Source organism: Pseudomonas sp. PGPPP4 (genome assembly GCF_002256045.1).
GTDB classification, from domain to species: Bacteria; Pseudomonadota; Gammaproteobacteria; order Pseudomonadales; family Pseudomonadaceae; genus Chryseomonas; species Chryseomonas oryzihabitans.
On the sequence record NZ_NKID01000023.1, the window covers coordinates 1 to 20,084 of the forward strand.

At 63.0% G+C, this 20,084-nt stretch carries 20 protein-coding genes; 18 read left to right on the forward strand and 2 right to left on the reverse strand.

Features of this window, described 5'->3' with window-relative positions; translation table 11 throughout:
- The 15 genes from CFE50_RS22285 to pilM all read left to right on the forward strand — a co-directional run.
- The coding region (locus CFE50_RS22285) for a DDE-type integrase/transposase/recombinase (RefSeq protein WP_286737261.1) at positions 1 to 407 on the forward strand (407 nt) is incomplete at its 5' end.
- A 242-nt stretch (positions 408 to 649) separates the two neighbouring features.
- Positions 650 to 766 carry an Rmf/CrpP family protein gene (locus CFE50_RS22665; RefSeq protein ID WP_353744018.1) on the forward strand — a complete coding sequence of 39 codons (117 nt, stop codon included), beginning with the start codon at positions 650 to 652 and terminating at the stop codon, positions 764 to 766.
- Between the two features lie 202 nt (positions 767 to 968).
- The gene (locus CFE50_RS22290) at positions 969 to 2,981 is read left to right on the forward strand and encodes a DEAD/DEAH box helicase (RefSeq protein ID WP_286737262.1); all 2,013 of its coding nucleotides are present in this window, start codon (positions 969 to 971) and stop codon (positions 2,979 to 2,981) included.
- A 35-nt stretch (positions 2,982 to 3,016) separates the two neighbouring features.
- A complete protein-coding gene (locus tag CFE50_RS22295) occupies positions 3,017 to 3,268 on the forward strand; it encodes a hypothetical protein (protein ID WP_144959369.1) in 252 nt (83 codons plus the stop codon).
- Between the two features lie 102 nt (positions 3,269 to 3,370).
- Positions 3,371 to 4,564 (forward strand): PFGI-1 class ICE element type IV pilus protein PilL2, encoded by a 1,194-nt coding sequence (pilL2, locus tag CFE50_RS22300; protein WP_286737263.1) that lies wholly within the window; start codon positions 3,371 to 3,373, stop codon positions 4,562 to 4,564.
- Complete coding sequence (gene pilN, locus CFE50_RS22305) at positions 4,561 to 6,297, forward strand: PilN family type IVB pilus formation outer membrane protein (RefSeq protein ID WP_044340822.1); 1,737 nt, start codon at positions 4,561 to 4,563, stop codon at positions 6,295 to 6,297. Before pilL2 ends, pilN begins: the two co-directional genes overlap by 4 nt.
- A gap of 4 nt (positions 6,298 to 6,301) precedes the next feature.
- Positions 6,302 to 7,636, forward strand: a complete 1,335-nt coding sequence (gene pilO2, locus CFE50_RS22310) for a type 4b pilus protein PilO2 (protein ID WP_144959373.1) — start codon at positions 6,302 to 6,304, stop codon at positions 7,634 to 7,636.
- On the forward strand, positions 7,626 to 8,276 hold the full coding sequence (pilP, locus tag CFE50_RS22315) for a type IV pilus biogenesis protein PilP (protein WP_044340823.1): 651 nt from the start codon (positions 7,626 to 7,628) through the stop codon (positions 8,274 to 8,276). Before pilO2 ends, pilP begins: the two co-directional genes overlap by 11 nt.
- A 10-nt stretch (positions 8,277 to 8,286) precedes the next feature.
- A complete protein-coding gene (locus CFE50_RS22320; RefSeq protein WP_186380369.1) occupies positions 8,287 to 9,903 on the forward strand; it encodes a GspE/PulE family protein in 1,617 nt (538 codons plus the stop codon).
- Positions 9,893 to 10,981 carry a type II secretion system F family protein gene (locus CFE50_RS22325; RefSeq protein WP_286737264.1) on the forward strand — a complete coding sequence of 363 codons (1,089 nt, stop codon included), beginning with the start codon at positions 9,893 to 9,895 and terminating at the stop codon, positions 10,979 to 10,981. The genes CFE50_RS22320 and CFE50_RS22325 overlap by 11 nt, the downstream gene beginning before the upstream one ends.
- Before the next feature lie 142 nt (positions 10,982 to 11,123).
- Positions 11,124 to 11,591 carry a type 4 pilus major pilin gene (locus tag CFE50_RS22330; protein ID WP_181083871.1) on the forward strand — a complete coding sequence of 156 codons (468 nt, stop codon included), beginning with the start codon at positions 11,124 to 11,126 and terminating at the stop codon, positions 11,589 to 11,591.
- Positions 11,592 to 11,597: 6 nt separating this feature from the next.
- A complete protein-coding gene (locus CFE50_RS22335; RefSeq protein WP_144959379.1) occupies positions 11,598 to 12,533 on the forward strand; it encodes an ATPase, T2SS/T4P/T4SS family in 936 nt (311 codons plus the stop codon).
- A complete protein-coding gene (pilV, locus tag CFE50_RS22340) occupies positions 12,530 to 13,963 on the forward strand; it encodes a shufflon system plasmid conjugative transfer pilus tip adhesin PilV (protein ID WP_144959381.1) in 1,434 nt (477 codons plus the stop codon). The genes CFE50_RS22335 and pilV overlap by 4 nt, the downstream gene beginning before the upstream one ends.
- 9 nt (positions 13,964 to 13,972) lie before the next feature.
- Complete coding sequence (locus CFE50_RS22345) at positions 13,973 to 14,191, forward strand: hypothetical protein (protein ID WP_044340827.1); 219 nt, start codon at positions 13,973 to 13,975, stop codon at positions 14,189 to 14,191.
- A 3-nt stretch (positions 14,192 to 14,194) separates the two neighbouring features.
- Complete coding sequence (gene pilM, locus CFE50_RS22350; protein ID WP_144959383.1) at positions 14,195 to 14,632, forward strand: type IV pilus biogenesis protein PilM; 438 nt, start codon at positions 14,195 to 14,197, stop codon at positions 14,630 to 14,632.
- On the opposite strand, the gene CFE50_RS22355 is transcribed toward pilM, so the two are convergent.
- Positions 14,629 to 14,757 (reverse strand): hypothetical protein, encoded by a 129-nt coding sequence (locus tag CFE50_RS22355; protein WP_256563551.1) that lies wholly within the window; start codon positions 14,755 to 14,757, stop codon positions 14,629 to 14,631. The genes pilM and CFE50_RS22355 overlap by 4 nt on opposite strands.
- Positions 14,758 to 14,992: 235 nt before the next feature.
- On the opposite strand from CFE50_RS22355, the gene CFE50_RS22360 reads away from it, so the two are divergent.
- Both CFE50_RS22360 and CFE50_RS22365 read left to right on the forward strand, forming a co-directional pair.
- Positions 14,993 to 15,910, forward strand: coding sequence for a glycosyltransferase family 2 protein (locus tag CFE50_RS22360; RefSeq protein ID WP_286737265.1), 918 nt, complete (start codon positions 14,993 to 14,995; stop codon positions 15,908 to 15,910).
- Positions 15,911 to 15,914: 4 nt separating this feature from the next.
- Positions 15,915 to 16,790: a glycosyltransferase gene (locus CFE50_RS22365; RefSeq protein ID WP_052504078.1), complete on the forward strand. Its 876-nt coding sequence runs from the start codon at positions 15,915 to 15,917 to the stop codon at positions 16,788 to 16,790.
- A 14-nt stretch (positions 16,791 to 16,804) separates the two neighbouring features.
- On the opposite strand, the gene CFE50_RS22370 is transcribed toward CFE50_RS22365, so the two are convergent.
- Entirely contained in the window at positions 16,805 to 17,623 is an 819-nt protein-coding gene (locus tag CFE50_RS22370; RefSeq protein ID WP_235389860.1) for a WaaZ-like lipopolysaccharide core biosynthesis protein, read from the reverse strand.
- Between the two features lie 287 nt (positions 17,624 to 17,910).
- On the opposite strand from CFE50_RS22370, the gene CFE50_RS22375 reads away from it, so the two are divergent.
- Entirely contained in the window at positions 17,911 to 19,947 is a 2,037-nt protein-coding gene (locus CFE50_RS22375; protein WP_093257807.1) for a DNA topoisomerase III, read from the forward strand.
- The last annotated feature ends 137 nt before the right edge of the window (positions 19,948 to 20,084 follow it).

Consider the following 20,084-nt stretch of genomic DNA (forward strand, 5'->3'; position numbering starts at 1 on the left):
TCGTGGGCTGGGCGTTTTCCGCCACGCCTGATGCTGATTTGGTCATCCAGGCCTTGGACAGGGCTTACGAGCAGCGCGGTCGGCCTCGAGAGGTGCTCTTTCACAGCGACCAGGGGAGCCAATATGGCAGTCGACGCTTTCGCCAGCGGCTTTGGCGCTACCGCTTCAACCAGAGCATGAGTAGACGAGGTAACTGCCTGGACAACTCACCCATGGAGCGGCTGTTCCGCAGCCTCAAGACGGAATGGATACCAACCCAGGGTTACCTGAGTGCTACGCAGGCACAACAGGACATCGGTCGGTTCCTGATGCAACGCTACAACTGGCAACGGCCGCATCAGTTCAATGGCGGGCTACCGCCCGCCATTGCCGAGGAACGACTTAAACCAGTGTCCGGGATTAGTTGACCACTACAAATGCAGCGCGCAAAGACGGGGGCTGTGTCATCGTAGAGGCCAGGGATATAACGCCGCTCGCGAAATTTCCGGGCGCCTAACATTGTCATGAGTGCCAGAAAACGACGACATGATCATAATCTCAAGCAACGACGAACGATCGTGTCCATCCAGCTATTACCGTTTCTCTCGCCCTACCCCCATGGTGTTTATAGGAATTAGCGAACACTCTCTATTAATTTGGCGCTAGGAAAGTGAGCTCGCCGACCGCTTACGTTGCTGTTGACGCCTGCCCCTATCATCATCCTGCTCTTGGAACCTCCTGGCTTCGGGCTTATGCCCACGCTCAGCAACAGAGCTTTGACTTCTAAGCCAACCTGTTCAGGCCTGGTTAGGGTTTCACCTTCCTTACAGCCTTGCTCCTCCCGATCCTAGACCTTCTTGCACACTACTGAAGGTCTCCACCATGTTTCTTTGGACACTTTTCTGGTTGCACTATCACCAATTCATTGTGGAGTGGTTGATGCAACGGTTAGGCCTTACTGAGTCTGTCATCCCCCTAACCTCCACGACATGAAGCAGCCTTTACTTCGGAATATCGCCGGCACGTCGCAGCTCCTGCAACGCGCCGTATTCGACGGCTATGATTTTGGCCTGAAGATGCCCTATCTCGAAGGCGCGAACCGCCTGCTGACGGGCCGTGGCGGTACCTTCATTCGCCGCGGCGAGCATCCGCTTTCCGGGTATTGGCGGCTGCCCCAGAGGAGGCTGCTGGAGGACCTGGACGTCCTCTTTCACCAGCTCGGCGAGCTGGCCGACGGTCGTTTTGTACAGGACTGGCCGGGCTTCAACCGCAAGATCGCCGACGCCCAGGCCGATGCCAGGCGAGACCTCTTCATCTGGGGGATGCGCCTGCGGATCGCGCCCCTGTCAGGTGGCGGCGTGGTGCTCTCCGGCGACTATCACCCGGGCTGCGTCGCCGTGGCCAAGCGCATGCACGGTGCCTTCCTATCAACCAGCCGCGCCTGGCGAGTGCCTGCCTCCGCCGAGATTGTGCGCAGCAACCTCATCCTGGAGCTGGGGCTGCTCGAGGAGCAGTTCGAGATGCTCGACGTGCTCCAGGAGCTACTGTCCGACGGATCGGTCAGCACTGCGCGTGACGTCACGGCCATTTCGATAGGGGGGCCTCCCCAAGAGCGTAGTGCGCCCTCAGCGGACGAGGACAGTGCAGCAGACGTCTACCTGGCCGCGGTGCCTGACATAGCCAAGACCAGCTGGACGCTGCAGGCCATCGAGGCCGAGCTCAAGCCGTATTCGCTGATGTCCCACCAGCCCGCGGGGATCCGACACCTGCTGCAGCGGACCAGCGCGCTGCTGGCCGATGACATGGGGCTGGGCAAGAGTCGGCAGGCGGTGATCGCCGCCGGCATCCAGTCCGCCGGCCACCAGATCTTGGTGGTGGTCCTGGCCAGCCTGGTGATCAACTGGGAGCGGGAGATCCTGGCGGTTTATCCGGCCGCGCGAATCGCCCGGCAGCGTTATCAGGCTGACGCCCAGTGGGTGATCGTCAACTACGAGCGCCTCGGCGACTTTGTGGCGATCGCCGATCAGTTCGCCGTAATGATCATCGACGAGGCCCATCGGCTGAAGGAGCCCACGGCCGCCTGGACGCGCAACGGCTTCGACATCGCCGCCAAGGTGCCCAATCGCTACCTGCTGACCGGGACACCGGTGCTCAATCGCGAGTCGGAGCTCCATACGCTGCTGCGCCTGTCGGGCCATCCTATCGGGCAGCTGCCGCTCAAGGACTTCTGCGAGCGCTTCGCCGGTAGCTCTGAGTTCCGCCAGGGGCTGCGCGCCGAGATCGGCGACTGGATGCTTCGGCGGCGTAAAGACGTACTGCCCGACCTCAAGGGCAAGCAGCGGCAGACCGTGCCAGTCGTGCTCGATCAGGCGCAGCAGGTCGAGTACAACGCCATTCGCAACGCCGATCAGCCGGTGTTCGCGCGGTTGGGTCGGCTTCGCCAGCTCCTGGAGCGCGTGAAGGTGCCAGTTGTGATTGAGTTGCTGGGTGAGCTGGACCCTGAGGACAAGGTAATCCTCTTCTGCGAGTACAAGGAGACTGTCACGACGCTGCAGCAGCTGTGCGAGGCCGCAGGCCTGGGATGCGTCACCCTGGTGGGCACTGACAGCCTCACGAAGCGGCAGAAGGCGATTGATCGCTTCCAGGAGGATTCCGATTGCCGGGTTTTCATCGGCACGACGTCAGCGGCCGGCACCGGCAACAACCTGACCGCAGCCAACTACGTGTTCTTCCTGGGCCTGCCTTGGACGCCGGGGCTACAGGACCAGGCCGAGGACCGGGCCTACCGCAACGGCCAGCGGCGTCTGGTGGTGGTGAAGATCCCGCTGGTGGAGAACAGCATCGATCTGCAGCTGTGGCAGATGCTGCAGGACAAGCGGCGAATCGCTCATGACCTCATCGAGCCGGACGCGGTCAGACAGGCACAGCACCAATTGGCCGGAATTTTGCCTACTCCTGCCCCCTTTTCTGTTGCGCACGCTGATGCTCCAACTGCACGCTGATTACGTGGCACTTCGCCACGTAACTGGAGCTATTCATGGAAAACAATAACAACAAAACTCATCAGTCCGTGGACCGCAGCGGCGTCGACCTAAACACACCGGAGGCGATGAACCACTGGCTCGCTTTCTTTGGTTGCGACCTGGACGATCTGATACAGGCCTGCAGGTTAGTCGGCTCGGGATCAGTGGAGGGCGTCCAGGGAGCAATTGCTTATCTGGAAGGGCTTAAAGTCCCGCCAGCACCGAAAAAGCCCAAGCGCGACTATGACGACCCCTCTCCTCGATAGCCGGGTTTCCTAACCTCTTTCGCTCTAGATACGGTTATCTCCTGCTTTCTAGACAGGTGCCTGGCACCGTGAGCCCCACTACGAAATGGGGCCACACTGCACATGATCTGGAAGCTCACCACCCTCTCGCCGCTCGCCTTCGCCGTCGCATTGGCAGGCTGTGCCCAGCAGGAGCCTGCGCCCAGCGCACCCGGCCCCGACAGCTCGCGCAATCCTGAGCTGCTACAACCCGATCTCTATCCAAAGGGCGCTGTGTCAGAGCCGCAGGTCCGGTACGGCCGCTACACCCTGGTGAATACCGCGCCGGAGACCGAGCAGCGGGACCTGATGGCCCAGATCATCGACGTGAACATCCCGGCCAACATGAAGCCGACCGTTCGCGATGCCATGCAGTACGTGGTCAACCGGTCTGGCTACAGCCTGTGTGGGCCTGAGCAGGGGCACGTCAACATTCTCTTCACCCGGCCATTGCCGGCGGCCCAGTACAAGCTCGGGCCGATGAGCCTGCGCAACACTCTCCAGGTGCTGGCCGGCCCCGCCTGGCAGGTGAAAGTGGATGAGGTCATGCGGTCGGTGTGCTTCGTACTCCGCCCGGGCTACCAGCTGCCGGAGGGCCAGCGCTACGCTGCTGCGCCGGCAGCGACCCCGAGCGCTGTGGCCGCCAAACCTGTCTCCAGCCCAGCGGTGACCGTCGCCACAGTGCCCGCCGCGAAACCTCTGGAAACGCACACCGTATCCGCCAAGCCGATGGCGAACGTCGCTGCCGCTTCGGAAGCTAAGCCTGCGCCCGCCAGCGCGGCGCTGCCATCCGCGCCGATCAAAGCGCCAGGGGGGGCCTTGCATATCGGGCAATCTCCGAACGCCTCCCCGGCGAAGGGCACCTCTGCCACACCTTCCACTGTAGCGACTTCGGCTCCTGCCAAGCCTGCTTCTCCCGTCCCAGTCACAACAGCAAAACCGTCGCCCACAGTGGCCGCGACCGCCACCGGCGCCTACACCCTGCCGTCGGTCCGTCTGACCGAGCCGGCTTCGGCCATGCCCCAGACCTGGGATGCGCCCATCGGCAGCACCCTGCGGCAGTCCGTCGAGGCCTGGGCCAAGCGCGCGGGCTGGCAGGTGGTCTGGGAGCCCGATGACCTGGACTACCCCATTGAGGCCGCCCTGCACTTCCGCGGCACCTTCGCCGAAGCCGTTGCCCAGGTCTTTCCGCTCTACGACGGCGCTCGCCGCTCCTTCATCGTCGATGGCAACTCCAGCCAGCGCATCGTTCATGTTTCCGAGAGGAAGAAGTCATGACCCACCCCCTTCGCCTGAGCGCCCTGGCGGCGGCGCTCCTGCTCGCCAGCTGCTCGGTACAGCGGGTGGACGAATCGGCCCAGCGCGCCGAGAACGACGCCGCCATGGCCAGCCAATATGCGGCCCTGCTGCGCAACCAGCAGCAACAGCCCAAGCGCGAGACCGTCGTGTTCAGCGACAAACCCTGGGTTTCGACACAGCCGGTGGTGGCCAAACGTGGTATGCCCTCCGCGCTGGATTGCGAGCTCAGCTATCGTCCGTCCGGTAGTGTCGGCATTACCGAGATCGCTCAGTACATCACCAGCCAGTGTGGTATTGCCGTGCTGGTCTCCCCCGATGCCCTGAACCCCAACGCCGGGGCAGCCAGTGCCCAGACGGCCAGCACAGGACCGGCGCCGATTGGCAATCCCAGTCCAGATAGCCTGGCAGGTCTACTGCCTGCAGGGGTCATCACCAACCCGGCGACCATGGGCGCCGCCGGGACACCGACGGGCTCCGCGTATCGGGCGACCGACTTCACCAGCATGGGCGCCAGCAGCCAGGTCAGCGGCCTCAAGTACAGCGGTAAGGCCTCCGGCCTGCTTGATGAGGTCACCGCGCGCCTTGGCCTGGGTTGGCGGTATTCGCCCGTTGAGCGCGCTGTACGGATCAGCTATTTCGAGACGCGGGTCTTCGATGTCTGGTCGTTTGGTGACAAGCAGGTCATCGCCAGCACGGTGAAATCCGGGATGGCCACAGCCGCCGGAACCAGCGGTAGTAATTCGGGCGGATCGAGCACCAGCTCCGGTGTCACAGGCGACGCTGGCAGCAACCAGAGCACCACGGTGACCCTGGAGTCCTCGATCCTGCAGGACATCCAGAACAATGTGAAGGCGATGCTCAGCGTCTCCCCAGCCGGGCGGATGTACCTGGCTCCTTCTACCGGGACCCTGACCGTCACGGACCGCCCCGAGGTCATCTCCCGGGTGGAGGCCTATCTCAACAGCACCAACCGCAGCATTACTCAGCAAGTGCTGTTCAACGTGAAGGTGTTCGAGGTCACGCTCACCGATTCGGACCAGCTTGGCCTCAACTGGGCCGCCGTCTACAAGTCCCTCAACACCAAGTGGGGCCTGTCACTCTCCAATACCGTTGCCGGCATCAGCACCAGCGCTACCTCGGCCTCCGTCGGCATCGTCGACACCGCCAACTCCGCCTGGGCCGGTTCCAATGCCATTGTCCAGGCGCTGGCCGAGCAGGGCCGGGTCTCTAACGTCCGCTCTCCGTCGGTGACCACCCTCAACCTGCAGCCGGCGCCCCTGCAGATCGGCAACGTCCAAGGCTACCTGGCCTCAAGCCAGACGACGTCCACGGCGTCGGTTGGCTCCAGCACCTCGCTCACGCCCGGCACCATCACCAGCGGCTTCAACATGACGCTGCTGCCGCGCGTGCTCGATCACGACGAGATGCTGCTGATGGTATCGATCAATATGAGCAGCAAGCCGACCTTCCAGACCTTCACCAGCAACGGCTCCAGTGTCCAGTTGCCGGACTACGACGCCAAGTCGCTGTCGCCCAAGGTCAAGCTGCGCAGCGGCCAGACACTGATCCTGTCCGGCTTCGAAGAGCTCAACGAAAACGCGGCCAAGACCGGTGTGGGTGACCCCAGCTTTTTCGGCCTCGGCGGCAGCCGGACACGCACCTCAGGGCATAGCGTCCTGGTGGTGCTGATCACGCCGATCGTGACGGGCTGACAGCATGGCCATTGTCAGCACAACACCGGTCGCCCCGGCGCAGACTGCCCAGATCCTGAGCTACCACGGCAAGAGCTTTGTCTCCGGTCTGCAATGGCATCCGTTGGGCAGTCTGACCGGCTACATGAAGGAAGCCCGGGAATACGGACGCCTGCACAAGATGGACATCGTCGCCATCCGGCGCACGCCCAATGTCATCCAGGCCGGCTTCGTCGCGCGCAGCGCCGGGGCCATGAAGGGAATGTACTCGTTGGCCGCAGCGCTGGCCGGGCAGCTAGGTCAATCCTGGCTGGCGGCCTGGCAGGTGCCAGGTGAGGAGCCTCGTTATGCTCTGGTAGCTGTGATCGACGGCGCCGTCATACCCGGTTATGACCTGGTGGGCTCGGCCACCGAGATTCAGCGCAAGGTCGCTCAGCTTGAAAGCCGCGCCCTGACCTTTGATGAGACCTACCTGCCGACTGAGTTCGGCCAGGGCGGCAAGCCGCTCGACATCGAAGAGCTGTTGCAGCCTGGCAATTTGAAGCGCGACTACGCCCTCAAGCCGCTTGCTTTCGGGATGAGCAAAGGCGAGTGGATCCGCGTAGGGGTCCTCGGACTCATCGTGGTGGCAGGGGTTATCGGCTACAGCCAGTGGGAGGCGCATAAGCGCGAGCAAAGGCGACTCGCCGCCGTCGCGGCCGAGGCCGCGCGTCAGGCCGAACTGCAAGCGATCAACGAGCGCTCCAAGGAGCAACAGACCATTCAGGCCCTGGAGCACCCCTGGGCAAAGCGTCCGGGCGTGCCGGACTTTCTCCTGACCTGCAACGGCGCCATCGATAGGCTTCCGCTGTCCATCGCCGGCTGGCTGTTCACCTCGGCACAATGCGATGGCGTGCTGCTGTCGACCAATTACAAACGCGACGGCAACAGCACGGCTTCAGCGTTTGTCGCGGCTACGCGTGGTCACTTCGCTGATGAGCCGGCCTTCTTCGACGAAGGCAATGGCGCAGCCCTCAAGCTGACCTTCGAGCCCCCGTTGGCGGGCGACGATGAGCTGCTGCAGGCCACACCCGCCCTGGCAGACCTGACCTCTTGGCTGCATGGCCAAGGCCTGGCACCGACCATCAAGGAAGTTCCGGTGGTCATTCCGGCGCCTCAGGCCATGCCTGGTCAGCCGGCACCACCCGCTCCGCCGCCGCCGGACTTCAAGCACTTCGAGCTGACATTCAACACCGCGCTGCCGCCGGAGATCGTCCTCAAGGACGTACCCCACCAAGGCCTTCGGCTGCGCGAGATCAAGACCCTTCTGCAGAGCGATCAGCTGGCCTGGTCGGTGACCGGTGACCTCTATGTCAAATGACCTTTCCTTCGCCGTGATCGGCGCCCTGATGCTGACGCTGGCCGCTCCGGCCTGGGCCGATACCTCCAAATCCGACGATCCAGACGGCATTACCGTTGGTGAGCTATCTCGGGTACAGAGCGAAACCATCCTCTACAAGGCCCAGGGCGAGCGCGCCAAGGCATTGCGCGAGCTCAACGATGGCGGCACGCAAGCCAAGGTGGTCCCTCAGCCCAGCTACCTGCCACAGCCTGCCGCGATGCCCAGCAGCGCAGTAGGCGGCGGCGTTGAGCATGCTGGCGCGGTGGACCAATTGCCCGTGGTCAAGCTGATTTACGGGTCAGGCAAGGCCCTACGCGCGACGTTGCTCTACACCGGCGGGTTCGAGATCGATGCCTCCCTGGCATCGACCGATCTGCCTGGCGGCTATCGCGTGGCCAGCCTGTCCCTCGACAGCGTCGTGCTCAGCCGCGGCGGCAAACGCTATCCGTTGGGGTTCTCGAACCGCGCTCCGAGCTATCCGGTGGCTTCGGTAGCTACCAGCCAACCCCCGGTATTGCCCGTGACCGTCACGCCGATGAATCCGGTAGCGCCGATGCCGGTGCCCGCGCCAGCCCCTATTGCCCTTCCAGGCTCTGCCCCTACCGCCAGCCAACCCTGAGGTCATCTTGATGAGTTCGAGCAATCACGTTGAGTCTACTTCGGATGAGCCGGAAGGTGACCCCAAGGCTATTGGCCAACGGTTGGCGGGGGAGCTGGTAAACGAGCTACTTCCGCTCCAGCCACGCCGCGTCCTCACTGCCGAAGGCGCCCAGTGGGGCTCTGTGAAGCCGGAATTGCGTCAGCTCCTGGCTCTGGTGGAAGGCGTACGCCCTACCGATCATGCTCAGCTGCTCGTATCTGGTCAGCATCTGCGCGACCCATTCGTCATGGCCTTCATGGGTGAGCTGGATCGCGCGGATCTGGACTACCGCGTGCTGCCCAGCACCCTGAGCGAGATCCAGGCGCTGTACCAGGTCGATACGACCCGCAGCACCAGTACGAGTGGCCTCGACAGTACCTCTCGCCAGCAGGAAGTCATCCGTCTCCTTGGCGAAGCTCATAGCCGTGGCGCGTCGGACGTGCACTTCGTTGTCGGCCGCGAGATCACTCACATCCTCTTTCGCATCCATGGACTGCTGACCGAATACGGGCAGATCCAGAGCCGCATGGGCCGCGAACTCTGCTCGGCGCTGTACAACTCCATGTGCGACGTGGCTGAGGAGCACTATCAACCGGAGATCAGCCAGGACGCCCGGGTCAAGCACGCCTTCGTAGCTCAGCTCGGCCTCTTCGGCGCGCGGGTTGCCTCTCGGCCGTTGGTAGAAGGGCCTCTCATGGTCCTGCGACTGCTCTATGACGAAAAAGCCAAGCAGTCCCTGGATGAGCTGGGCTTTCTGGCCGACCAGATCGCGCTGCTCAATCGTCTGCGCGGACTTCCGTACGGCGTCATCCTCATCACCGGTCCGACCGGGTCCGGTAAATCGAAGACCCTGCAAGTCACCCTCAATCAGCTGCACAGCGAGACCGACGGCACCCGCCATATTCTGTCCGTCGAAGATCCGCCTGAGTATCCCATCAAGGCCAACCAGTCGCCGCTGGGTCATGCCGAAACCTGGGACGGCGCCATCACCAACACCATGCGTCTGGATCCGGACATCCTCATGTATGGGGAGGTGCGTGACCTGGCCACCGCTCAGGCGGCGTTTCGCGGTGGCATGACCGGTCACCTGGTCTTCTCGACCCTGCACACCAACAACGCGGTGGCGAGCCTGCAGCGGCTCATCGACATGGGCGCGGACCCGAGCCTGGTGACAGACCCTGCGCTCATGTCGGGCCTCATCAACCAGTCGCTGTTGCCGGTGTTGTGCACGCATTGCGCCCAGCCGCTTGCCTCTCAACGCGACCAGCTGAACCCGGCCCTCATCGAGCGACTGGAACGGGTCATGGATACCACGAAGGTCAGGCTGCAGGGTCCTGGCTGTGCGCATTGCCGAAACATGGGTGTCTCCTCGCGAACGGTCGTCGCCGAGGTTCTGATCCCCAACCATCGCTTCATGCAGATATTCCGCGACCAAGGTGCTAGCGCGGCGAAAACCTACTGGGTCAGGGAGATGGGCGGGATCACCAAGATCCAGCACACCATTGGCAAAGTAGCCGCCGGCCTGATCGATCCGCGAATGGCTGAGACCATCGTGGGACCGCTGGACATGGATCTCTTCGTCCTGGAGCAGCCTAATGCTCAGTAGGATCCTGGACAGCTGGACGACGTTCGCCGACGCCTGGTACGCCAAGCAGTTCGGCGGCAAGGAGCGCATCCAGTTCTACGAAAGCCTCTGCGCGCTCCTCGAGAACGGCGTCGGCATCGACGATGCTTTGGAAGAGGTCGGCGGAATCTTCAGCGATAACGGGAAGAAGCGCCGAGACCCGACCGCCTTGGCCACGGCGGGCATTAGCCAGGCCGTACGTAACGGCAAGTCGCTGGGCGATGCCTGCCAGCGCTGGATGCCCTACCAAGAGACCGCGATCATCGCCGCCGGCGAGCGTTCAGGCGCCCTGGTTCAGGCCTTCCTGGACTGCGTGCAGATGATCGAAGCCCGCGGTCGGATCTTGTCTCTGATCCTGTCCGTGACCGTCTACCCCATCATGCTCTGGGCAATGATGGCCTATCTGCTCCACGTCATCGCCTCGCGCATGGTCCCGGCCATGACCCGGGTCTCCAACCTCGAAGGCTGGACCGGCATCCCCTACCTGCTCTACCAGGTCTCCAGCTACGTCAACAACTGGGGCCTGCTGACCCTGATCGTCGTGCTAAGCACCATCGTGCTGGCCATGGGGTCGCTGCCCTACCTGACCGGACCGCTGCGCGTCAGGCTCGATCGCATGCCGCCTTGGTCGATCTACAAGGCCCTCCACGGCTCCACCTTCCTGCTCAACATCTCGGTGATGCTCAAGGCCAACATCAATCAGATCGAGGCCTTGCAGTCCCTGCAGCGCGGCGCCACGCCCTGGCTGCGTGAGCGACTGATCGCGGCTATCTACGGCGTCAATCAGGGCAAGAACTTCGGCGAGGCGCTGCGTCTGGCAGGGCACGAGTTTCCCGATAAGACCGCCGTCCAGTTCCTCTGCGTATTGGCGACCCGCAAGGGCTTCTCCGAAGCCATCCACCGGTTCAGCAATCGCTGGATCGAGCAGACGCTCAAGCAGGTGGAGCGCTACACCAAGGCCTTCCTCACTTTCTCGACCATCGCCATGGGGCTCTTGATGCTCCTGGTCGTCAGCGGCGCCTTCAGCCTGCAGAGCAACGTTGCCAGCCTCTCCCACTAGACCCACCACCCAAGGAACCGCCATGAGCCAACCCTGCACCAGCCTCACTCAAGCCGACATTGAGACGTCGCACAATACGCTCGAGTCCACGCCCTTTCGTCTGCCTCCGCGGCACCGCCAGCGCGGCGTCTTCAGCCTGGAAATGATGTTCGTGCTGATCATCGCCGTCGTCGCCCTGGGCTACATCATCTACAACGGCGGTAGCCTCATGGGCTCCCAGGATGTGACCAACGAGCAGTCCAACATCGGCACCCTCATCGCCAACACCCGTAAGCTCAAGGCCAGCAGCGGCTACGGGACGTCCGGCACCAGCCTCGTCTCGCAGCTGGTGGCCAGCAAGGGCCTGCCCAACATGAGTGTCAATGGCAGTAACCTGTACAACGCCTGGGGCGGCTCGGTCACCGTGGTATCGAGCGGCATGACCTTCACCGTCACCGAAAACGCGCTGCCTCAGGATGCCTGCGTCACCCTGGCCACCAAGATCAGCCGCGGCACCAAGGTCACCACCGCCATCAACGGCGGCACCGCGGTCACCGGCGAAGTGGATCCGGGCACCGCTACCAGCGGCTGCAGCAAGGACGCCAATGTCCTGGCCTGGACGGTTTACTGAATCCGCATGAGCCTGATCACGCAAGCCAACTTCGTCGACCTCTTCCTCGGCCCGGACTTCTCGGACGTGAAGGGCCTCGACGGCTCCGGTAGCCGGCGGGAATCTGCGCCGGCTGCCTGGGGCACTGAGCTGCAGGCGCTGCGCGAGCAGTGCCAGGCAAAGTCGATAGAGTTCGGCGATCCGGAATTCTCGCTGGTCCAGGACGGCATCGTCCTGCGGGTAACGCACATCAATGATGCATTCTCGGAAGACGTCTTCATCATCCGCAAATCCAATGCCCAGATCCGCCCCTTCCACATGCTGGGGTTTCCCGAATCGCTAGCCACCGCCATGCTCAGTGACCAGGTGCGCGGGCTGGTCATCTTCTGCGGCGAAATGGGCACCGGCAAGACCAGCAGCGCCGCTTCGCTGATCGCTGCACGCCTACAGGCCTGCGGGGGTACAGCATTGGCCATCGAGGATCCGGCCGAGACGAACCTCAACGGTCTGCACGGCGAGGGACGCTGCATCCAGATGCAGGTGTCCCGCCGCACGGGTGGCTATGAGGAGGCGCTACTACGCGCCTTGCGCACCGGCGCCGACATGATCCTCATCGGAGAGATCCGCGACATCCCTACCGCTGTTCAAGCGGTACGCGCCGCCATCAATGGCGTCTTCGTCGCCACCACCTTCCATGCCGGCAACCCCACCCAGGCGCTGGAGCGGGTGCTGGCTCTAGCCAGCAATGAGATCAAGAACGCTCGCGAGATCTTGGCTCAGGGGCTGGTAGCGGTGGTGGCTCAGACGCTGGAAACCCGCAATGACCGCCGCATCCTCAAGGTGCGCAGCCTTCTGGTCACCGGTGAAGACGGGCCCAGCATCCGCGAGAAGATTCGGGCGGGGCACATCGCGCAGCTGGACCAGGACATCGACAATCAACTCAAACGAGACCTCTGGGGATGAATACCTCACTCAGCGAAGCATCACAGCGGGGCTTCATCGCCCTGGATATGCTCTTTGGCCTGATCGTCTTCGCTGCCGTGATGACCGGTACCGCGGTCCTGGTAGCCAATCAGATGGACTCTCAGAATTATCGGATCGCGGCTGACCAGCAAAAGCAGGTTGCCGACGCCGCGGCCAAGTACCTCAAGGACAACTTCGCCACGGTTTACGCGGCCGCCGGCACCACGACGCCCGCGCAGATCACCCCGGCGATGCTGCGCAACACCAAATACCTCCCTGCGGGTTTCACCGACACCAACGCCTTTGGCCAGACCTTCGTTGTGCTGGCCAGGCGGGTCGCGACCAACCAGCTCGAATCCATCGTGCTCGCCACCGGTGGCCAGGCCATTGATGAGATGGGCACCCGTGAGATCGCCGAAAATCTCGGCGCCCCGGGCGGCTTCGTTCCGGTGGCGAACACCGGCATCATCCAGGGCGTGCGCGGGGGCTGGTCGCTGACCCTGAGCAATTACGGTGTGAACCCGGGCGTGGGCCATACCGCCAGCGCCCTGTTCCTGCAGGACGGCACCCTGGCCAACGACTACCTCTACCGCAATGCCATCGCCGGCAAGCCCGAGCTGAATCGGATGAACACCGCCCTGAACATGGGCGGCAACGACCTCAACAATGCGGCCAATATCACCGCCTCGGGTACCGCCAATATCTCTGGCGATGTGAACGCCGGCCGCAACGTCAACGCAACGGGCAACGTGAACCTCAACGGCACGCTCACGGCCGGCGGAGACCTCCGGGCTGGGTCCATGTACCTGCAGGGCAATGCGTCCATGAACGGCAATGCCACCGTCGGAGGCAATGTCGCTGTCACTGGAGACACGACCACCGGCTCGATGTATGCGCGTGGCAACGTCCAGGGCGTCACTGCCAGCATGTCAGGGGAGACCTATACCACGGGTTGGTTCAGGACTCGCGGGGATACCGGCTGGTACAGCGAGAAGTGGGGCGGCGGCTGGCATATGACGGATAGTGACTGGGTGCGTACCTATGCGGGCAAGAACGTCTACACGTCCGGCCAGATGCGCGGTAACAGCCTCTTCTCTGACGGCAGGACGTATGTCGGCGAATACATCCAGTTGATTGGCTCAGCCAATGAAAACTGGGGTTGTAGCCCAAATGGACTCGTGAGCCGCGATGGCGCTGGTGCATTGCTCTCCTGCGAGAGTGGGCTGTGGCGTAGACCCAAGGCCAAAACACCGACTTGCACGGCCTACACCATTCCGGGCTACGACCCGAACGACGTGACAACTCGGGCGTGCCCCGTGGGCACCAAGGTCGGTTGGGACACAGGTGGCAGTGGGCAGCGTTGGGCGTCTACGCCCAACATCGCCATCGGCCAGAACGATTATGCGACCATCTTTTGCTGTGAATTCTGAGGTAGCCGCATGTACGACATTCCAACTCTCCTAGCGCTGCGTCTTCTGGCCAGCGCTGTGCGTGTCCAGCAGCAGACGCTAGAAACCATGGCCCTCGACGAGCCGGGGACCCATCAGGCCCGGGAGCTGCTGCACCAAGTCGATGCTCTGCTCGAGGAGATGATTGATCCGGAGCAGCTTCTGACCTTGGTTGACGAACAGCACCGTCTGGGCCGGAAGGTGGGCTGAGCCATGCCGATGCTCTGGGTCATCATGGTCGTGATGCTGGCAGGGGCCGGTTTACTGAGCGAGCAGCTGCAGCGCAGCGACAACCGCCGCCAGGGGGTCGATGTCTCAGCGCTCGCCCACAACCTGCTGATCTATCGGAATGCGCTGGCTGAGTACGCCTACAACAACCCGGGCATCGCTGGCGCGCCTGCGGATTCTGCACTGGCCTTGCCCACCTGGTGGGTGCATGCGGCAGGGGTGAACGGCTACGTGCAGGCAGGATCCAGCTACGCCTACTATGCGTCGCCCCCCAACGGCCTGGTGACGACCCTTGCTGAGCTCACCGAATCCGCCGCAGTGGGCTACGCAACGAACGGGCAACTCGTAAGCCCTTCCTCTGGCGCTACCGGGATCGCTTTACCATCAGCCGTCCCTGCCGGTGCAGCGGTCGCCTATCGCTAGACCAATAGCTCAGCGAGCAGGGCAAAGCCGCCGGCTAGAACAGCGCCAACGGTCAATGTCAGAGCCATCATCAGGCCACTGGCGGCCGTAGCGATCATATCGGTCGGGTGGTCTTCGGTGTCCATGCTGAAATCCACATAGGAAGTCACTTTGGATCGTTTGGGTAGCATGAAAATTCAGGCAGGCGTCCAAGGGCGTGGACCAGTGGAGGGTTTCGGGGAATGACTGGTAGGACCGGATTATGGCAGATAGGCGAACGGTGAATCCCCAAAGCTTTCGGGTCTCAAAAATGACGTTTGAGTCGCGTGCTGTCCATCGCTCCAAGTACAATTTCATGGCGTCAAGAATGGACCTTTCGCTATGCAAGCTCTCCCCCTCCCGCGCATGTCACCGGATGATGATGCCCTGAGGCATCTGCCCCTGATCTCCGTGATCGTGCCCTGCTATAACGCAGGTGCTTATCTTGAGGAAGGCCTGGCCAGTATCTATGCCCAGGACTACCCGCGCTTCGAGGTCATCGTCGTTGACGATGGATCAACCGATGACAGTGTGCAGCGCCTGGTCGCGCTGCAGGAGCGATTTGACTTCGAGCTGGTGACTCAGCCCAATGCTGGCGTCAGCGCTGCGTTAAATACCGGCCTCGCCCATGCCCGAGGCAAGTACGTCGCCACACCGGATCTGGACGACGTGATGCTGCCGCAATCCTTGCGGATCCGCGCGGCCTACCTGGAGGAGCATCCCGAGACGCCTTGTGTGGGCGCCTTGGTCAGTTTCATGGACATCAACGGCAACTGGCTCAAGGACCAGCACGCTGGAGCCGTTCAACTGCTGGACTTCGATGAGGCGCTACGGAAGACGCGGGTGGTCGGGGCACCGGTTGCGCTTTATCGCAAGGCGATACTCGACGAGGTCGGCGGCTACGATCCGGCAATTCGCGTCCAGGACTTCCAGATGACCCTCAAGGTCTCGGCCCTGGGCCAACCTATTGCGATCTTACCCGTGATGGTCACGCGCTATCGCCGTCACGCGGGAAACCTTTCCCGCCGATACCGGCTGCTGCTTGAGGCGGATCTGCTCGCCATCGCGCCCTATCAGGATCACCCTGGCTATCGGCAGGGGCACACGTCAGTCGTCAACAAGGCGCTTAAATACGCCGTGCGGCACGACAAGCTCGAAGCGCTGCGCATGCTGCGGCTAATCCCATTGCGCTCTATGGACCGCACTACCCTGCACCGGGTACGACGTCTGCTTACGCCCTACCGGCCTTCCAGGAAGTAGCGCCATGATCTCCATCGTCATTTGCTCGGTGAAGCCTGAGCTGCTGGAAGCGGTTACGCGAAACATCGAAGCCACGATCGGCGTGCCCTACCAGCTGATCGCCATCGACAACCGGCAAGCTAATCGTGGGTTATGCGCCGTCTACAACGAAGGCGCCCAGCGTGCTCGGCACGACATCGTGTGCTTCATGCACGAGGATCTGGAGCTCTTGGAGGTGAACTGGGGCCTCAGGGTGGTTGACCACTTCCAGGAAGACGACCAGCTAGGTGCGATCGGCGTTGCCGGGGCCCGCTTCAAGAGCCGTGGCCCTTCCGGCTGGATGGCCGCCGGCAAGTCCGAGACGAACTGCATGCGTCTGTACCAGCGGCATCGTGACGGTACGGACAACCTGTTTCACCTTCGCCCTGCAGGCGATAGGCGTCCGCGTCAGCCGGTTTGCACGCTCGATGGGGTCTGGATCTGCGCTCGCCGCGAGGTGGTCCTTGAGCTGCCCTTCAACGAAGCCCTGCCCCCCTTCCATTTCTATGACATCGACTTCGCCCTACGGGTGAGTCGGCATTATGGGGTGGCGGTGGTCTACGACGTCGGCCTGCGCCACTTTTCGGAGGGCCATTTCGATGCGCGCTGGATGCGGGCCGCGCTCGACTACCAGGCGCTGCGCGAGGAAGCGGTCGCCCGCGTAGCACTTGGTGCCGATGACCTCTCGGTGAGGGTGCTGGAGCAACGCGGGGCGCGCTTCTGGATGAAATTCTTGCGCAAGGTCAAGGCGCCGTGGCGCCTGCGGTGGGAGTGGGTGCAGGCCAGCGGCGCGCTCGGCTATCCCAAGCTGTGGTGGCTGGCGGTGAAGTTTCTCTGCTATTACCCATTGAAATTCCGCTAGGCCACCTGGCCCTCTTACGACGCAAGTGCTCGTTGGGAACGATTCAGTTCACGCTGCACCTGATGCGGACACGCCCGGGGGAAGACGTGCTCCGGAACCAGGCTCTGCTGGGACAGATTGACGACACGACGACCCTCTGCGGCCAGCACGCCAGCGGCCAGCTCCATCGCTGGCAGGATTCGCGTCTGCAGGTGCTGATCCAGGCCACACGGCGCTGACTGCCCAGGAGCAGTCTCGTAGAAGCGCGGTGCTTGGACATTGAGATCGACCCCTGCCAGGTAAATCTCATCGAAGCCCAGGTGATAGGCCAGCTGCAGGCAGATGTACGCAACCGTGCGTACGTCGAATACGCCGTAGTCCATGTCCTTGCTAAAGCCAATGTCCCGCGCCCGTTTGCTGAAGGGCGAGACCAGGCGCACGGCCTGGCCCTGATCGCGGCCGAAGTAGTCACGAAAGCTTGCCCGGGGTGCCTTGCGAAGCGCGTAGGCCTTGCCAGCATATCGGCTTGATAGCCGCTGGATGTCCTCAGGCCAAAGGGCTAGGCCATGCGCTTGCTCGACTGCGGCCTCATAGAGAGCCGGTTGCTGCTCCTGGAAGCTGCGATCGCTGCAGACGTAGTACAGCGGTCGAATGGATGCCTCGAGGAGCTTAATGACTGCGCCATTCATGGTGATGATCGGCACGCCGGCCCAGCGATGAATGTCGAGCTCGGCGGATGAAGGACCGGACGCCAAGATCAGGACGGCGCCCCGATGGGCATTTTTTTGCGACGCGAAAGCGCTTCCCACGTGGACAATCTCCATAGGCGGGCCAGACAACTTGACCTTGGCCAAGCGCGAATAGGGTTCGTTCGGAAGGGCTTGTTGTTATCGAAAGCGAGGGGGCTGTTGCAGAAGATCCCACTCGGAAAGCAGAAAACGCTGGCAGCTGGTGTCCGCTGAAAATTGACCCAGGTCGCTATGGTCCCAAACCAAGTCCTCCGCCGGCAATGATCGTTAGCGGGACAACTATCTCCAAGCTGTAACCATATCTGCACCAGATTCGGTTAAGCGCTGCTCGGAAGTACCGCACCTGCCACCGTTCGCCCTGTAGGCCAGATGGCTATCGACAGGGGAATCCCATGCGTGTGTTTTTGTGCGAGAAGCCCAGCCAGGGCAAGGACATTGCCCGGGTGCTCGGCGCCACTGGACGCGGTGAGGGCTGCATTCGCGGCCAAGGCGTGGTCGTCACCTGGGGGATCGGCCACCTCCTCGAGCAGGCGCCGCCCGAGGCCTACGATCCGCAGTTGAAGTCCTGGTCGCTGGACGCGCTGCCGATCCTGCCGGCGAGCTGGAAGGTCGAGGTCAAGCCCAAGACCAGCAGTCAGTTCAAGGTGGTCAAGACGTTGCTCAAGGAAGCGACCGAACTGGTCATCGCCACTGACGCCGATCGCGAGGGCGAGATGATCGCCCGCGAGTTGTTGGAGCACTGCGGCTACCGCGGCCCCGTCCAGCGCCTGTGGCTATCAGCGCTCAACGACGCCTCGATCCGCCAGGCCCTAGCGAGCCTCAAGCCCGGGGCCGAAACCTTTCCCATGTATCACTCCGCGCTGGCTCGCTCCCGGGCGGACTGGCTGATCGGGATGAACTTCACCCGGCTGTTCACCCTGCTTGGCCGCCAGGCCGGGTACAGTGGGGTGCTGTCGGTAGGACGAGTGCAGACGCCCACCCTGCGCCTAGTGGTCGACCGCGACCGAGAGATCGCCCACTTTGTCCCGGTACCGTTCTGGAGCCTGGACGTGTTGCTGGCCGCCAACGGCCAAACGTTCACCGCGCAGTGGCGGCCTGCCCGCGACATCACCGATGACGAGGGGCGCTGCCTGGATCAGCGCCATGCCCAGGCGGCGCAGGCGCGCCTCACTGCTGGATCTACCGCCATTGCGGTGTCGGTCGAGACCGAGCGGGTCAAGGAGGTGGCGCCCCTGCCCTTCGATCTGGGCACGCTGCAGGAGATCTGCTCCAAGAAGCTCGGCCTCGGGGCCCAGGAGACCCTGAACGTCGCCCAGGCGCTGTATGAGACGCACAAGGCGACGACCTACCCCAGGACCGACTGCGGTTACCTGCCCACCAGCATGCTGCCGGAGGTACCGGCCGTGCTCGAGGCGATCCGGCGGACGGATCCGTCCATTTCCCCGGTGCTGGCCAGCATTGATCCGGCGCAGCGCTCGCGGGCCTGGAACGACGCCAAGATCACCGCGCACCACGGCATCATCCCGACCCTGGAGCCCGCCAACCTGGCGGCCATGAGCGACAAGGAACGGGCGGTCTACAGCCTGATCCGCGCGCACTACCTTGCCCAGTTCATGCCCCACCACGAATTCGACCGGACGGTGGCAGATTTCGACTGCAATCAGGTGGCATTACGAGCGGTGGGCAAGCGCATCGTCGTGCCTGGCTGGAAGACGCTGTTCCAGGCCGCGCCTGCCGCTGAGGAGGATGAGGACAGCAAGGAGAAGGACCGCTCGCAGATCCTGCCGCCACTGCAGAACGCCTCTCGCGCCCAGGTGCAGCAGGCCCAGCTCAAGGCGCAGCAGACGCAACCACCCAAGCCCTATACCGAGGGCGATCTCATCAAGGCGATGAAGACCGTGGCCAAGCTGGTGACCGACCCGCGCCTGGCCGCCAAGCTCAAGGAGACCACGGGCATCGGCACCGAGGCCACCCGGGCCAGCATCATCCAGGGGCTGATCGATCGTCAGTTCCTGCTCAAAAAGGGCAAGGCAGTGCGGGCATCCGACGCCGGCGTCTCGCTGATCGCCGCGGTGCCGCCGGCTGTGGCCGACCCGGGCACTACCGCCATCTGGGAGCAGGCGCTGGACATGATCGAGGCCGGCACCATGCAGCTGGATGACTTCATCGCCAAGCAGGGTGCCTGGATCGGCAAGCTGGTCGCCCAGTACCGCCAGACCACGCTCAACATCAAGGTCCCGGAAGGCCCGTCCTGCCCGCTCTGCCAGGGCAAAATGGCGCAGCGAAAGGGTAAGAGCGGCGACTTCTGGTCGTGCCTGCGCTACCCCGACTGCAAGGGCCTTGTGAGCATTGAAACGTCAAAAGGGAAAGGCAAGGGCGACTCAGGTAAGGCAAAGCCGTCGACAAGGGCAGGTGGCCGCTCAGCTTGAGGAAGGATCTTGTAGTGGTCCACTCACCCCGGACACCTTTTTAGGCGAAGATGATCGCCACACAGAGGTGTTCCATGAGCAAACAACGTCGTTCTTTCACGCCCGAGTTCAAGCGCGAGGCCGCAGGTTTGGTGCTG